Genomic DNA, 13,632 nt, shown 5'->3' on the forward strand with positions numbered 1-13,632 from the left:
GAGGTTCCTGGCGTGTTGGAGAATGCAATGATCGATAAAGCGTTCGCTCAGGCCGATCCTGACTGGCTCGCGCTGATCGGTGCAGCCCGTGAATGGCTGTCCGGCCCCCTCGGGCAATTTCTGCTGGACGAAGAACGGCGCATGCTCGAAGACGAACTGGGCCGGTTCTTCGGCGGCTATCTGGTGCATTACGGTCCGTCCGCCGAGACGCCGCCGTCGGCGCCGCAAGTGCAGCGCAATGTGCGGCTGGGCGCGCCGTTGCCGGGCGTGGAGATCGTCTGCGAAGAACAGGCCTGGCCATTGAGCGAGCACGCCGCCGACGTGGTGGTGTTGCAGCATGGTCTGGATTTCTGTCTGTCGCCCCACGGACTTTTGCGCGAAGCGGCCAGCAGCGTGCGCCCCGGCGGGCATCTGCTGATCGTCGGCATCAACCCCTGGAGCACTTGGGGACTGCGCCATGTGTTCGCCCATGATGCCTTGCGCAAGGCGCGCTGCATCTCGCCGTCACGTGTGGCGGACTGGCTCAATCTGCTGGGCTTCGCGCTGGAGAAACGCCGCTTCGGGTGCTATCGTCCGCCGCTCGCGTCACCCAAGTGGCAGGCCCGTCTGGCCGGCTGGGAACGCAAGGCCGGTGACTGGCAATTGTCAGGCGGCGGCTTCTATTTACTGGTCGCACGCAAGATCGTGGTCGGCCTGCGTCCGGTGCGGCAGGAACGCCGCGAGCCGATGGGCAAGCTGATTCCGCTGCCGATGGCCAAGGTCAACCGCCGGCGCATCGAACCGTAAAACCTTCTTTTATTTACGGCCGGGTCAATCCCGGCCTCGGCCATCGTCGATTCGTGATCGGCGAGGCCACGCATTTTTCTGGATAGACTGGCATGAGCGAAAGTGTCGATAGCGTAGAACTGTTCACTGACGGCGCCTGCAAGGGCAACCCCGGCCCGGGTGGCTGGGGCGCCTTGCTGGTGTGCAAGGGCGTCGAAAAGGAGCTGTGGGGCGGCGAAGCCAATACCACCAACAACCGCATGGAGCTGCTCGGCGCGATTCGCGGCCTCGAAGCCCTCAAGCGTCCTTGCGAAGTGTTGCTGGTGACCGACTCGCAATACGTGATGAAAGGCATCAACGAGTGGATGGCCAACTGGAAAAAGCGCGGCTGGAAAACCGCGGCCAAGGAGCCGGTGAAAAACGCCGACCTGTGGAAGGAGCTCGACGAGCAGGTCAACCGCCACAAGGTCACCTGGAAATGGGTCCGCGGCCACATCGGTCACCACGGCAACGAACGGGCCGACCAGTTGGCCAACCGCGGAGTGGATGAGGTTCGCGGTTACAAGCAGAGCTGAGCCCTTGGCACTGAAACCCTTCCGGCGAGCGTGTTAACATCGCCGCTTTTGCACGATTGACCCGTTGAGAGCTGAACACTGATGGCCACCAGATCCGTTGTACTCGATACCGAAACCACCGGCATGCCGGTGACCGACGGCCACCGGATTATTGAAATCGGTTGTGTCGAGCTGATCGGTCGACGCCTGACGGGCCGGCACTTTCACGTTTACCTGCAACCGGACCGCGAGAGTGACGAAGGCGCGATCGGCGTCCACGGCATCACCAATGAATTCCTGGTCGGCAAGCCGCGTTTCGCTGAAGTGGCCGACGAGTTCTTCGAGTTCATCAACGGTGCGCAGCTGATCATCCATAACGCGGCGTTCGACGTTGGCTTCATCAACAACGAATTCGCCTTGATGGGGCAGCACGATCGTGCCGATATCACGCAGCACTGCACGATCCTCGATACCCTGATAATGGCCCGGGAGCGTCACCCGGGTCAGCGCAACAGCCTCGATGCCTTGTGCAAACGCTACGGCGTCGACAACTCCGGCCGTGAGCTGCACGGCGCACTGCTCGACTCGGAGATTCTCGCCGACGTCTACCTGACCATGACCGGCGGCCAGACCAGCCTGTCGCTGGCCGGCAATGCCTCCGACGGCAATGGCACGGGCGAGGGCGCGGACAATTCCGCCACCGAAATCCGTCGTCTGCCGGCGGATCGTCAGCCGGGGCGAATCATTCGCGCCACCGAAGCCGAACTGGCCGAACACCAGGTGCGCCTGGAAATCATCGCCAAGTCGGCCGGCGCCCCGGCGTTGTGGACTCAACTGCTGGAAGCCGAAGCTCAGGCGTAAAGCAAAGGGGATCGCCCGAACATACCAGCCGTATTCGGGCGATCCTTTGTTTTTGGCAGTACTGACAACTGGCCACCCTCGCCACATCCGCTCCGACCCTCTACCCTGAGGACATTGGCAGATCACTCTCCGCCGCCTCAGGACACTGAGCCCCATGTACAAAGATCTGAAGTTCCCGGTATTGATCGTTCACCGCGACATCAAGGCCGATACGGTTGCTGGCGAACGCATTCGCGGCATCGCCCATGAATTGGAGCAGGAAGGTTTCAGTATCGTTTCGGCCACGGACTACACCGAGGGCCGGCTGGTTGCGTCGACCCACCATGGTCTGGCGTGCATGCTGATCGCTGCCGAAGATGCCAGCACCAATTCCCATCTGTTGCAGAACATGGCCGAACTGATCGGTCTGGCCCGGGTGCGGGCGCCGGATCTGCCGATCTTTGCCCTCGGCGAGCAAGTCACCCTGGAAAACGCCCCGGCCGATGCCATGGCCGAGCTCAACCAGTTGCGCGGCATTCTCTACCTGTTTGAAGACACGGTGCCGTTTCTCGCCCGGCAGGTGGCGCGGGCGGCGCGCAAATATCTGGACGGCCTGTTGCCGCCATTCTTCAAGGCGCTGGTGCAGCACACCGCCGATTCCAACTACTCCTGGCACACCCCCGGCCATGGCGGCGGGGTTGCGTATCACAAGAGTCCGGTGGGGCAGGCGTTTCATCAGTTTTTTGGTGAAAACACTCTGCGCTCGGACTTGTCGGTCTCGGTGCCGGAGCTGGGGTCGCTGCTCGATCACACCGGTCCATTGGCCGAGGCAGAAGCACGGGCTGCACGCAATTTCGGCGCCGATCACACCTTTTTCGTGATCAACGGCACCTCGACCGCCAACAAGATTGTCTGGCACTCGATGGTCGGGCGCGATGATCTGGTGCTGGTGGATCGCAACTGTCACAAGTCGGTGTTGCACGCGATCATCATGACCGGCGCGATTCCGCTGTACCTGTGCCCGGAGCGTAATGAGCTGGGCATTATCGGCCCGATTCCGCTCAGTGAATTCAGCCGCGAATCGATCCAGGCCAAGATCGATGCCAGCCCGCTGACCAAGGGCCGCGAACCGAAAGTCAAACTGGCGGTGATCACCAACTCGACCTACGACGGCCTTTGCTATAACGCCGAGCTGATCAAGCAGAGTCTGGGCAACAGCGTCGAAGTCCTGCATTTCGACGAAGCCTGGTATGCCTACGCGGCGTTTCACGAATTCTTTGCCGGCCGTTACGGCATGGCCACCTCGCGCAGCGATGACAGTCCGCTGGTGTTCACCACCCACTCCACCCACAAACTGCTGGCGGCGTTCAGCCAGGCCTCGATGATCCATGTGCAGGACGGCGGCGCGCGGCAGCTGGATCGCGACCGGTTCAACGAAGCGTTCATGATGCACATCTCGACTTCGCCGCAGTACAGCATCATCGCCTCGCTGGACGTGGCGTCGGCAATGATGGAAGGGCCGGCCGGCCGCTCGCTGCTACAGGAAACTTTCGATGAAGCCTTGAGTTTTCGCCGGGCCCTGGCCAATTTGCGCCAGCACATCGCGGCTGACGATTGGTGGTTCTCGATCTGGCAGCCGCCGGGCGTCGAGGGGATTGACCGGGTACAGACCGAGGACTGGCTGCTGAAGCCCGAGGCGGACTGGCACGGTTTCGGCGAAGTCAGCGACGACTACGTCCTGCTCGACCCGATCAAGGTCACCCTGGTCATGCCGGGCCTGACCGCCGGCGGCGCGTTAAGCGACAAGGGCATTCCGGCGGCGGTGGTCAGCCGTTTCCTCTGGGAGCGCGGACTGGTAGTGGAGAAAACCGGGCTCTATTCGTTTCTGGTGCTGTTCTCCATGGGCATCACCAAGGGCAAGTGGAGCACGCTGTTGACCGAACTGCTGGAGTTCAAGCGCAGTTACGACGCCAATGTCAGCCTCGACACCTGCCTGAAATGCGTTGCCCAGGAAGATCCTGTGCGCTATCGGGGCATGGGTCTGCGCGATCTGTGCGATCAGCTCCACACCTGCTATCGCAGCAATGCCACCGCCAAACACCTCAAGCGCATGTACACGGTGCTGCCGGAAATCGCCATGAAACCGGCCCACGCCTACGACCAGTTGGTGCGCGGCGAAGTCGAGGCGGTGCCGATCGATGAACTGGAAGGCCGGGTAGCGGCGGTGATGCTGGTGCCGTACCCGCCGGGCATTCCGCTGATCATGCCCGGCGAGCGTTTTACCGAATCTACGCGCTCGATCATCGAATACCTCAGGTTTGCTCGCACGTTCGATGCAATGTTTCCGGGGTTCGTGGTCGATGTGCACGGTCTGCAACACGAAGATGAGGGCAATGGACGGCATTACACCGTCGATTGCGTCAAGGAATGAGGGCTTTTCCGAGTATGCAACCGGTCATGAATCCGAAATACCCAGGGCTGTCGGTGCGGGTCGCCGACGAGGGTTTTGCTGAATATATCTGGGGCAGCGATTTCAGTTTCGAGGTGGCCGCCTACGGCGTGGCCGAAATCGGCAAACCCGTGGCGCAATGGGGCGTGACACCTATCGTGCCGTACCGCAAGTGCTACGGCATCGATCCGGAGGAATTCAGCAGCTTTCGCGATGCCGCCGACAGTGCAATATTCATGGCGTATCTGGAGGACGAGCCGGTCGGTCATCTGGTGATCAGTACCAACTGGAACGGTTTCGCCCATATCGATGAACTGGCGGTGCACGCGCCGGCGCGGCGCCATGGCGTGGCCAAGGCCTTGCTCGACGTGGCGCAGTTCTGGAGTCGCAAGAAAAAGCTGCCGGGGATCATGCTCGAAACCCAGAACAACAACCTTGGCGCCTGTCGCCTGTATGAGCGTTGCGGTTATGTGATTGGCGGCATCGACCACCTGCGTTATCGCGGTATCGATCCGAATACCGCCGAAGTGGCGCTGTTCTGGTATCGATTGTTCGATAACCCGCTGGAACACCCGATCAGCTCGCCAGCATCGCCTCGGCTTGTTCCGTGACGATTGCGAGCAGCGTCTGAATCGCCGCCGACGGCGTGGCGTGTTTGAAGGTCAGGGCATAGAGGCTGATCGGCACCGCCGGCGACAGAGGGCAGACATCAAGACCGCCCGCCCGCGCGCCGAGGGCGGTGAACGGGTCGACGATCGCCAGACCTTCGCCGGCCTCGACCATGCCGCGCATCATCTGGTGAGTTTGCACCCGGGTCTGGATGGTCGGCGCCGGGCGCAGGGCCTGAAGCTTGTTTTCCAGGGCCGGGCTCAGCGGGTCCTGGCCTTCGAGGCCGACCATCGCCTGGCCGGCCAGATCCTGCAGGGAAATGTACTTCTGCTTCGGTTGCAGCCAGCCGTGGGGCGCGAGCAACTGCAGCTTGCCCTGGGCCAGCGGCTGGCAATGAATATCGGGGTGCTGTGGATCGTGCAGGCTCAGGCCCAGATCGCTGTCGCGCAGCAGAAGGTGACGGACGATGTCGCGGGTCGGTTCGCTGAGCAGGGTGCAGGGCACGTCGGGCAGACGCCGACGCAGGGCAGCGAGACTTTGCGGCAGCAGTTGCTGGGCCAGCGGCGGGGTGCCGATGATCCGCAGGGGCGGGGCAAGGTATTGCTTGAGACTGCTGGCCAGCCGTTGCACCGGTTCCAGCGCTTCATAGATGTGACCGATCTCGACTTGCAGCGCCCGGGCCTCCGGGGTCGGCTGAAGTCGTCCGCGTACGCTGGCGAACAGCATGAAACCGAGCTGGCTCTCGGCTTCGCGCAAACGCTCCTCGACCTCGGGCGCCGCCAGTTGCAGCCATTCGGCGGCGGTGCCCACGTGACCGGTCTGCAAAAGCGCCTGAATCACTTCGATATGACGTAAACGCATGCGTGAAGTCCATGTCCGGCCGTTGGGGTCAGTGGCTGAATCCTACCCCAACTCGGCGCGGATGACTTCTGCTCATAACGATCGGTTATGAAGCGACCGATGGTTCGGGTTCGCGGATCAGGGTGATGCCCGACTGAACCAGCAAAAACTCGTTGTCGTCGATCTTGTTGACGCGGTCGCCAATCGCCAGTTTGTAGGTGGTAACGGGCTCCGTGCCGGTGAAGCCGTCTGCCGACGGGTTGGATTCCTGGAACTCATGCACGGAATAAACGCGGCCTTCCGCATCTCTTGCATGGAACTGACCGACGAGTACTGCTGCCATCTGCTTAGAACCTCTGGAGATAAAACGCCTGATTTGCGGCTTGGTAGACCGTCATCGAGCTTGGTAAGTTTTCCTACAGGAAAAAAATATTCCAGACGCAGGAAATTACCTTCAGCGTCTGGTGGAATCGTCGCCGGATCATCTATAACTACTGGCTCCTCCCACGGACAGTCGAGAGTCCTCCAATGAGCAATGTCTATAACGTCGCAGTAGTGGTCGGCAGCCTGCGCAAAGCGTCCATCAACCGCAAGGTTGCCCTGGCGCTGGCGGAACTGGCACCGGCCAATCTCAAGCTGAACATTGTCGAAATTGGCGATTTGCCACTCTACAACGAAGACATCGACGGCGATTCACCGCCGGCAGCCTACAGCACTTTCCGGCAAAAAGTGGGTTCGTCCGACGCTCTGCTGTTTGTCACTCCGGAGTACAACCGCTCGGTGCCGGCGCCGTTGAAGAATGCGATCGACGTCGGTTCGCGGCCATATGGCAAGAGTGTCTGGAGCGGCAAACCGGGGGCGGTGATCAGCGTTTCGCCGGGCGCCATCGGCGGTTTCGGCGCCAACCAGCATCTGCGCCAGTCCTTCGTTTTCCTTAACGTGCCATGCATGCAGCAGCCGGAAGCCTATCTGGGCGGCGCGGGCACCGCGTTCGACGAGGCGGGCAAGCTGAACGAATCGGTGAAACCTTTCCTGCAAAGTTTCATCAATGCCTTTGGAGAGTGGGTGGCACAGCACAAGAAGTGATCCACCGTTTTTTCTGACAAGATATCGACCCTGTGGGAGCGAGCTTGCTCGCGATAGCGGTGTATCAGCTGACACATCAGTTGAATGACACATTGCAATCGCGAGCAAGCTCGCTCCCACAGGTTTTTTCGTGTGGTTTGATTTCCCCCAAAACTTTATTGAAGGCTGTCGCGAATGCTCGCTGCGTCACTGATTTTCCTGCTGACCATTACCCTGGTGATCTGGCAACCCAAAGGCCTCGGGGTCGGCTGGAGTGCAACGTTCGGCGCCATCGTTGCGCTGATTTTTGGTGTGGTGCACCTGGGCGACATCCCGTTGGTGTGGCAAATCATCTGGAACGCCACCGGCACGTTTGTGGCGCTGATCATCATCAGCCTGCTGCTCGACGAGGCCGGGTTCTTCGCCTGGGCCGCGTTGCACGTGGCGCGCTGGGGGCGGGGCAGTGGGCGCAGGCTGTTTGCTTTCATGGTGCTGCTCGGCGCACTGGTGTCGGCGCTGTTCGCCAATGACGGCGCGGCGCTGATCCTCACGCCGATCGTGATTTCCATGCTGCTGGCCCTGCGTTTTTCCCCGGCGGCGACCCTGGCGTTCGTCATGGGCGCTGGGTTCATTGCCGACACCGCCAGCCTGCCGCTGGTGGTGTCGAACCTGGTGAACATCGTTTCGGCCGACTTTTTCCACATCGGTTTCAACCGCTATGCAGCGGTGATGGTGCCGGTCAACTTCGTCAGCGTCGCGGCCACGCTGGGCATGTTGCTGTGGTTCTTCCGCCGAGACATTCCCAAGAGTTACGACCCGGAACAGCTTGAGCACCCGGAAACCGCCATCCACGACAAAGCCACGTTCTACGCGGGTTGGGCGGTGTTGCTGATTCTGTTGATCGGCTGCTTCGCGCTGGAGCCGCTAGGGATTCCGATCAGCGCGATCTCGGCAGTATGTGCGGCGCTGCTGCTGGCGATTGCGGCGCGCGGACACAAGATTTCCACGCGCAAAGTCATGAAAGAGGCGCCGTGGCAGATCGTGATTTTCTCGCTGGGCATGTACCTGGTGGTCTACGGCCTGCGCAACGCCGGGCTCACCGATTATCTGGCCGGCTGGCTCGATGTGTTCGCCGGCTACGGCATATGGGGCGCGGCGATGGGCACCGGGGTGCTGACGGCGTTGTTGTCATCGATCATGAACAACCTGCCGACGGTGCTGGTCGGGTTGCTGTCGATCGATGCCAGCCAGGCCAGCGGCGTGGTGAAGGAAGCGATGATCTACGCCAACGTGATCGGCAGCGACCTGGGGCCGAAAATCACCCCGATCGGCAGTCTTGCGACCCTGCTCTGGCTGCATGTGCTGGAGCGCAAGAACATCAAGATCGGCTGGGGTTATTACTTCAAGGTCGGGATCGTGCTGACCGTGCCGGTTCTGTTGGTTACCCTGGCGGCACTCGCCGTGCGGTTATCCCTTTAGAACAGGTTGGCTTCAATCGCGAGCAAGCTCGCTCCCACGGGTGATGCGGTGAACACTGAACCTGTGGGAGCGAGCTTGCTCGCGAAGGGGCCAGATCAGGCGCCACAGAAATCAGGATTGGCCGGGCACATTCGGCCACAGATCCGACACCAGAAACAGCCGCTCGGCTTCTTCCCACTCGCCCCGGGCATTTTCGGTCAGGCGCACCATCAGTTGCGCCGGGGCCAGCGGTTCGAGTTCGTCGAGCCAGGCCTGCAAGTGGCCGTTGCTCCAGGTCTGGTCTGCCGGGTAGTGCGCCGGCGCCAGCCAGGCGTGGCGGGGCAGGGGTTGCCAGCGTCCGTCCGGGCGCTGGGTGACGAAGGCCGGCCAGTCTTTCTGATGCAGCCAGCTGCCACGCAAATGTTGCGGGTGGGCGCCGTTGGGAGGTGCGGACTGACCGGGCCACGGGTACAGCAAGTACCCGCCAAGCCACAATTGCGCACTCAAAGACCCCACATCCAGCGCCGCCAGCACTTCGCGGCTCTCCGGGCGCGCGGAGATCGGCAGCTGATGTTCGTTCAAATGCGCCAGTTTGCGGTCCAGTCGATCATGGCAACCCGGCCCCAGCCACGACGCCGGATCATGGCCGTCGCCGTTCTGCGGGCCGAGGTAGAGCTTGATCGCCAGTTCCAGGTGATGCACGCCGTCGCGGTCGCGCAGCAGCATGTCCAATTCGCCAAGGGTGTGGCCTTCGCGGCGGATCGGCAGGTTGGCGGCGATCAGCTCAATGCCCGGCGCGTGTTCCACCGCAAATTGCCACAACCGCTCGTAATACAGACCCAGGCGCCGGGTGCGAGCCTGGGACAGCCAGTGCAGCAGGCCGTAACTGTCGCGGTCGAGCTGGCGCAACCAGTGTTCCAGACGCTCGGGGTCGCTGACCCAGTCGCTGCCCGCCAGCGGATGGCGCTGCGGCCACGGGGTGGCGGCGAGCATCGGCGGGGCGAGGATCACCCACGCCAGATCACGCACCTCGGGGTGGCGCAACTGGTGGGGCAACTGCAACAAATCGGGAAATAGGATCATCTTGCGAGCATAGCCTCAAACACCGCGGCCTCCTCGGGGCTGAAAGGATTTTGTCTATCCGGCGCTTTCGCCCATAATCGTGCTTTTCGCCGTCTCAGTCCCCCGCAGGAGTCCCATGGAGCAATTTCGTAATATCGGCATCATCGGTCGCCTGGGCAGTTCCCAGGTGCTGGATACCGTCCGCCGACTGAAACGCTTCCTGCTCGATCGTCACCTGCATGTGATTCTCGAAGACACCATCGCCGAAGTCCTGCCGGGCCATGGCCTGCAAACCTCGTCGCGCAAGATGCTTGGCGAGGTCTGCGACATGGTCATCGTGGTCGGCGGTGACGGCAGCCTGCTCGGCGCGGCGCGGGCACTGGCCAAGCACAATATTCCGGTGCTCGGGATCAACCGTGGCAGCCTCGGCTTTCTCACTGATATCCGCCCTGACGAGCTGGAAATCAAGGTCGCCGAAGTGCTCGACGGCCACTATCTGGTGGAAAACCGCTTCCTGCTGCAAGCCGAAGTCCGTCGCCACGCCGAAGCCATTGGCCAGGGCGATGCACTGAACGACGTGGTGCTGCACCCGGGCAAATCGACGCGGATGATCGAGTTCGAGCTGTACATCGACGGCCAGTTCGTCTGCAGCCAGAAGGCCGACGGCCTGATCGTGTCGACCCCGACCGGCTCCACCGCGTACGCACTGTCTGCCGGCGGCCCGATCATGCATCCCAAGCTTGACGCTATTGTGATTGTGCCGATGTACCCCCATACCTTGTCGGGCAGACCGATCGTGGTCGATGGCAACAGTGAGCTGAAAATCGTCGTGTCCAAAGATATGCAGATCTACCCGCAGGTCTCCTGCGACGGGCAGAACCACTTCACCTGCGCGCCGGGCGACACCATCACCGTCAGCAAGAAAGCGCAGAAGTTGCGGCTGATCCATCCGCTCGACCACAACTACTACGAAGTCTGCCGGACCAAGCTCGGCTGGGGCAGCAAGTTGGGTGGTGGAGGCGACTGATGCTCGATCCCGCGCGCAGTTATGACCTGATTGGTGACGTGCACGGATGCGCCCTGACCCTGGAACACCTGCTGGACCGTCTTGGTTACCACAAGCAGGGCGGGGTCTGGCGGCATCCATCGCGCATGGCCGTGTTTGTCGGCGACATCATCGACCGCGGCCCGCGGATTCGCGAGGCGCTGCACATCGTCCACGACATGGTCGAGGCCAGTCAGGCGTTGTGCATCATGGGCAACCACGAGTTCAATGCCTTGGGCTGGAGCACGCCGGCGCCTCCGGGCAGCGGCAAGCAGTTCGTGCGCGAGCACACGCCGCGCCATGCCCGTCTGCTGCACGAAACCCTGACCCAGTTCGAACAGCATCCCGGCGACTGGCACGATTTCCAGCAATGGTTCTATGAGCTGCCGCTGTTTGTCGACGCCGGTCGCTTCCGGGTGGTGCATGCCTGTTGGGACGCCGGCCTGATCGAGCCGTTGCGCGCATTGTTCCCTGATGGCTGCGTCGATGAACACTTCCTCCAGGCCTCGGCGGTACCGGGCAGTTTCGCCTGCACCGTGTTCGACCGCCTGCTGCGCGGCACCGACATGCGCCTGCCGGATGGCCTGACCATGACCAGTGGCGACGGCCTGGTGCGTTCATTCTTCCGCACCAAATTCTGGGAAGACGATCCGCAGACTTACGGCGACATCGTGTTCCAGCCCGACGCACTGCCGGAACCGGTGGCGCAAAAGCCGTTGACCTCCAGCGAAAAGAATTCCCTGCTGCGCTATGGCATCGATGAGCCATTGCTGTTCGTCGGTCATTACTGGCGCAGCGGCAAACCGGCGCCCATCCGGCCGAACCTCGCCTGCCTGGATTACAGCGCGGTGCTGTACGGCAAACTGGTGGCCTATCGTCTGGATCAGGAAACCCGCCTCGATCCGCATAAATTTGTCTGGGTCGACGTCGAGCGGCCGGAGGTGCTGCGATGAGCGCGGTAGCGGTATTGCGTCTGCCACTGGCGGCGGACTTGAGCGGTTTCGTCAAACTGCTGCAACGCATGCAGGTGCCTCACCGCGTCAGCGAAGAGTCGGGCGAGCAGGTGTTGTGGGTGCCGTCGGAAATCAGCGAAGACGTGCGTTCGCTATACGAGCGCTTTCCGGCGGGTGATCCGGATCAGCAACTGGACATTCCGGTGGCGCCGACCTTCAAGCGTCCGAGCTTCGCCGAGCAACTGAAACATGCCAGGGCCACCGGCTTCATCCTGTTGCTCAGCCTGCTGGTAGCGGGGCTGACGTATCTGGGCGACAACCTCGACACGATGCGCTGGCTGACCTTCCTCGATTTTCGCGTGGTCGGCGACTACATCCACTTCACACCGTTGGCCGACAGCCTGGCGGCGGGGCAATGGTGGCGCCTGTTCACCCCCATGCTGATCCACTTCGGCATCCTGCACCTGGCCATGAACGGCATGTGGTACTGGGAGCTGGGGCGGCGCATCGAGTCGCGCCAGGGCAGCGTCAACCTGATCGGCCTGACGCTGCTGTTCAGCCTGGTGTCCAACTACGCGCAATTCGCCTGGAGCGGTCCGAGCCTGTTCGGCGGTCTGTCCGGCGTGCTTTACGGGTTGCTCGGTCACTGCTGGATCTTCCAGCTGCTGGCGCCGAACCCGGCCTATCGCCTGCCGCGCGGTGTGCTGGTGATGATGCTGGTGTGGTTGCTGGTGTGCATGTCGGGGCTGATCTCGATGATCGGTTTCGGCGAAATCGCCAATGCCGCCCACGTCGGCGGGTTACTCATCGGATGCTTCACCGGTTTGTTGGGCGGTTTGTACAACCGCCGTAAACTGGCCGCCTGAATTTTTTGAATAAAGAGCACGGAGACCCTGATGTCCTCTTTTAACGATTTGATCAAGAACATCACCCCGGACATCTACCAGAGCCTGAAACTGGCCGTAGAGATCGGCAAATGGTCGGACGGTGGCAAGCTCACCGCCGAACAGCGTGAGCTGTCGCTGCAGGCGATGATCGCCTGGGAAATCCAGAACCTGCCCGAGGAAGAGCGCACCGGTTACATGGGCCCGCAGGAATGTGCGTCGAAGTCGATCGAAGTGCCGAACATCCTGTTCAAGTCGGACGCCATCCATTGATCGAGATCGGCCGCGGTGCAATCAGCAAAATGTCGGCGCGCCTGGACGGGCCGAACGTGCAGTACGCGTTTCGTCTGGATGACGTCGAGGTGCCGGTCAACCCGTTGATTGGCAGCACGGTGCGTCTGGAATACCTGGGGGCGATTCACTGCACCCATTGCGGGCGCAAGACCAAGACCAGTTTCAGTCAGGGTTACTGCTACCCGTGCATGACCAGACTGGCCCAATGCGACGTATGCATCATGAGCCCGGAGCGCTGCCACTTCGAGGCCGGCACCTGCCGAGAGCCTGAGTGGGGCGAGAAGTTCTGCATGACCGACCACATCGTCTACCTGGCCAATTCGTCGGGGATCAAGGTCGGCATCACCCGCGCCACCCAGTTGCCGACCCGCTGGCTCGATCAGGGCGCCAGTCAAGCGTTGCCGATCATGCGCGTTTCCACGCGCCAGCAATCGGGCTTCGTCGAAGACCTGTTCCGCAGTCAGGTGGCGGACAAGACCAACTGGCGCGCCTTGCTCAAGGGCGACGCGGCGGCGGTGGATCTGGCGCAGGTGCGCGATCAGCTGTTCGAAAGCTGCGCCCCGGGTTTGCAAGGTTTGCAGGAGCGATTCGGTCTGCAGGCCATTCAGACCATCGCCGACGTCGAGCCGCTGGAAATCCGCTACCCGGTCGAGCAGTACCCGGCCAAGATCGTCAGCTTCAACCTGGACAAGAACCCGATTGCCGAAGGCACGCTGCTGGGGATCAAGGGCCAGTACCTGATCTTCGACACCGGCGTGATCAACATTCGCAAGTACACGGCCTATCAGCTCGCCGTGCATCAATAAGGACTTCA

At 61.8% G+C, this 13,632-nt stretch carries 15 protein-coding genes; 12 read left to right on the plus strand and 3 right to left on the minus strand.

What is annotated here, in order from left to right:
• Positions 1-27 precede the first annotated feature (27 nt).
• The 5 genes from AC1MDC_RS22965 to AC1MDC_RS22985 all read left to right on the plus strand — a co-directional run bounded on the left by AC1MDC_RS22965 (position 28) and on the right by AC1MDC_RS22985 (position 5,219).
• The gene (locus AC1MDC_RS22965; protein WP_085698860.1) at positions 28-786 is read left to right on the plus strand and encodes a methyltransferase domain-containing protein; all 759 of its coding nucleotides are present in this window, start codon (positions 28-30) and stop codon (positions 784-786) included.
• A 92-nt stretch (positions 787-878) separates the two neighbouring features.
• A complete protein-coding gene (gene rnhA / locus AC1MDC_RS22970) occupies positions 879-1,340 on the plus strand; it encodes a ribonuclease HI (RefSeq protein ID WP_003224162.1) in 462 nt (153 codons plus the stop codon).
• An 81-nt stretch (positions 1,341-1,421) separates the two neighbouring features.
• Positions 1,422-2,180 carry a DNA polymerase III subunit epsilon gene (dnaQ, locus tag AC1MDC_RS22975; RefSeq protein ID WP_085698862.1) on the plus strand — a complete coding sequence of 253 codons (759 nt, stop codon included), beginning with the start codon at positions 1,422-1,424 and terminating at the stop codon, positions 2,178-2,180.
• Positions 2,181-2,334: 154 nt separating this feature from the next.
• Positions 2,335-4,590, plus strand: a complete 2,256-nt coding sequence (locus tag AC1MDC_RS22980) for an Orn/Lys/Arg family decarboxylase (protein ID WP_085704302.1) — start codon at positions 2,335-2,337, stop codon at positions 4,588-4,590.
• 14 nt (positions 4,591-4,604) lie between these two features.
• Complete coding sequence (locus AC1MDC_RS22985; protein ID WP_085704304.1) at positions 4,605-5,219, plus strand: GNAT family N-acetyltransferase; 615 nt, start codon at positions 4,605-4,607, stop codon at positions 5,217-5,219.
• Here AC1MDC_RS22985 and AC1MDC_RS22990 read toward each other — a convergent pair.
• Together AC1MDC_RS22990 and AC1MDC_RS22995 are read right to left on the minus strand one after the other, a co-directional pair.
• Positions 5,185-6,078: a LysR family transcriptional regulator gene (locus AC1MDC_RS22990; RefSeq protein WP_085704306.1), complete on the minus strand. Its 894-nt coding sequence runs from the start codon at positions 6,076-6,078 to the stop codon at positions 5,185-5,187. The genes AC1MDC_RS22985 and AC1MDC_RS22990 overlap by 35 nt on opposite strands.
• An 85-nt stretch (positions 6,079-6,163) precedes the next feature.
• Positions 6,164-6,400 (minus strand): hypothetical protein, encoded by a 237-nt coding sequence (locus AC1MDC_RS22995; protein ID WP_007956926.1) that lies wholly within the window; start codon positions 6,398-6,400, stop codon positions 6,164-6,166.
• A 185-nt stretch (positions 6,401-6,585) separates the two neighbouring features.
• Here AC1MDC_RS22995 and AC1MDC_RS23000 point away from each other — a divergent pair, with 185 nt between their 5' ends.
• Together AC1MDC_RS23000 and AC1MDC_RS23005 are read left to right on the plus strand one after the other, a co-directional pair.
• Positions 6,586-7,143 (plus strand): NADPH-dependent FMN reductase, encoded by a 558-nt coding sequence (locus AC1MDC_RS23000; protein ID WP_007956924.1) that lies wholly within the window; start codon positions 6,586-6,588, stop codon positions 7,141-7,143.
• Between the two features lie 174 nt (positions 7,144-7,317).
• On the plus strand, positions 7,318-8,601 hold the full coding sequence (locus tag AC1MDC_RS23005) for an arsenic transporter (protein WP_480393724.1): 1,284 nt from the start codon (positions 7,318-7,320) through the stop codon (positions 8,599-8,601).
• A 111-nt stretch (positions 8,602-8,712) separates the two neighbouring features.
• On the opposite strand, the gene AC1MDC_RS23010 is transcribed toward AC1MDC_RS23005, so the two are convergent.
• A complete protein-coding gene (locus AC1MDC_RS23010; RefSeq protein ID WP_480393725.1) occupies positions 8,713-9,663 on the minus strand; it encodes a DUF1853 family protein in 951 nt (316 codons plus the stop codon).
• Positions 9,664-9,778: 115 nt separating this feature from the next.
• Between AC1MDC_RS23010 and AC1MDC_RS23015 the strand changes: the two genes are divergently transcribed.
• From AC1MDC_RS23015 to AC1MDC_RS23035, 5 genes are read left to right on the plus strand one after another with little or no spacing between them, the layout of a single operon-like run.
• Complete coding sequence (locus AC1MDC_RS23015; protein ID WP_007956919.1) at positions 9,779-10,669, plus strand: NAD(+) kinase; 891 nt, start codon at positions 9,779-9,781, stop codon at positions 10,667-10,669.
• A complete protein-coding gene (locus AC1MDC_RS23020) occupies positions 10,669-11,640 on the plus strand; it encodes a metallophosphoesterase (RefSeq protein WP_480393726.1) in 972 nt (323 codons plus the stop codon). Before AC1MDC_RS23015 ends, AC1MDC_RS23020 begins: the two co-directional genes overlap by 1 nt.
• Entirely contained in the window at positions 11,637-12,506 is an 870-nt protein-coding gene (locus AC1MDC_RS23025; protein WP_085698876.1) for a rhomboid family intramembrane serine protease, read from the plus strand. The genes AC1MDC_RS23020 and AC1MDC_RS23025 overlap by 4 nt, the downstream gene beginning before the upstream one ends.
• A gap of 30 nt (positions 12,507-12,536) precedes the next feature.
• Positions 12,537-12,797, plus strand: a complete 261-nt coding sequence (locus tag AC1MDC_RS23030) for a YeaC family protein (RefSeq protein WP_085698878.1) — start codon at positions 12,537-12,539, stop codon at positions 12,795-12,797.
• Positions 12,794-13,624 carry a DUF2797 domain-containing protein gene (locus tag AC1MDC_RS23035; RefSeq protein ID WP_085698880.1) on the plus strand — a complete coding sequence of 277 codons (831 nt, stop codon included), beginning with the start codon at positions 12,794-12,796 and terminating at the stop codon, positions 13,622-13,624. Before AC1MDC_RS23030 ends, AC1MDC_RS23035 begins: the two co-directional genes overlap by 4 nt.
• The last annotated feature ends 8 nt before the right edge of the window (positions 13,625-13,632 follow it).

It is taken from the genome of Pseudomonas sp. 1, from assembly GCF_056626735.1.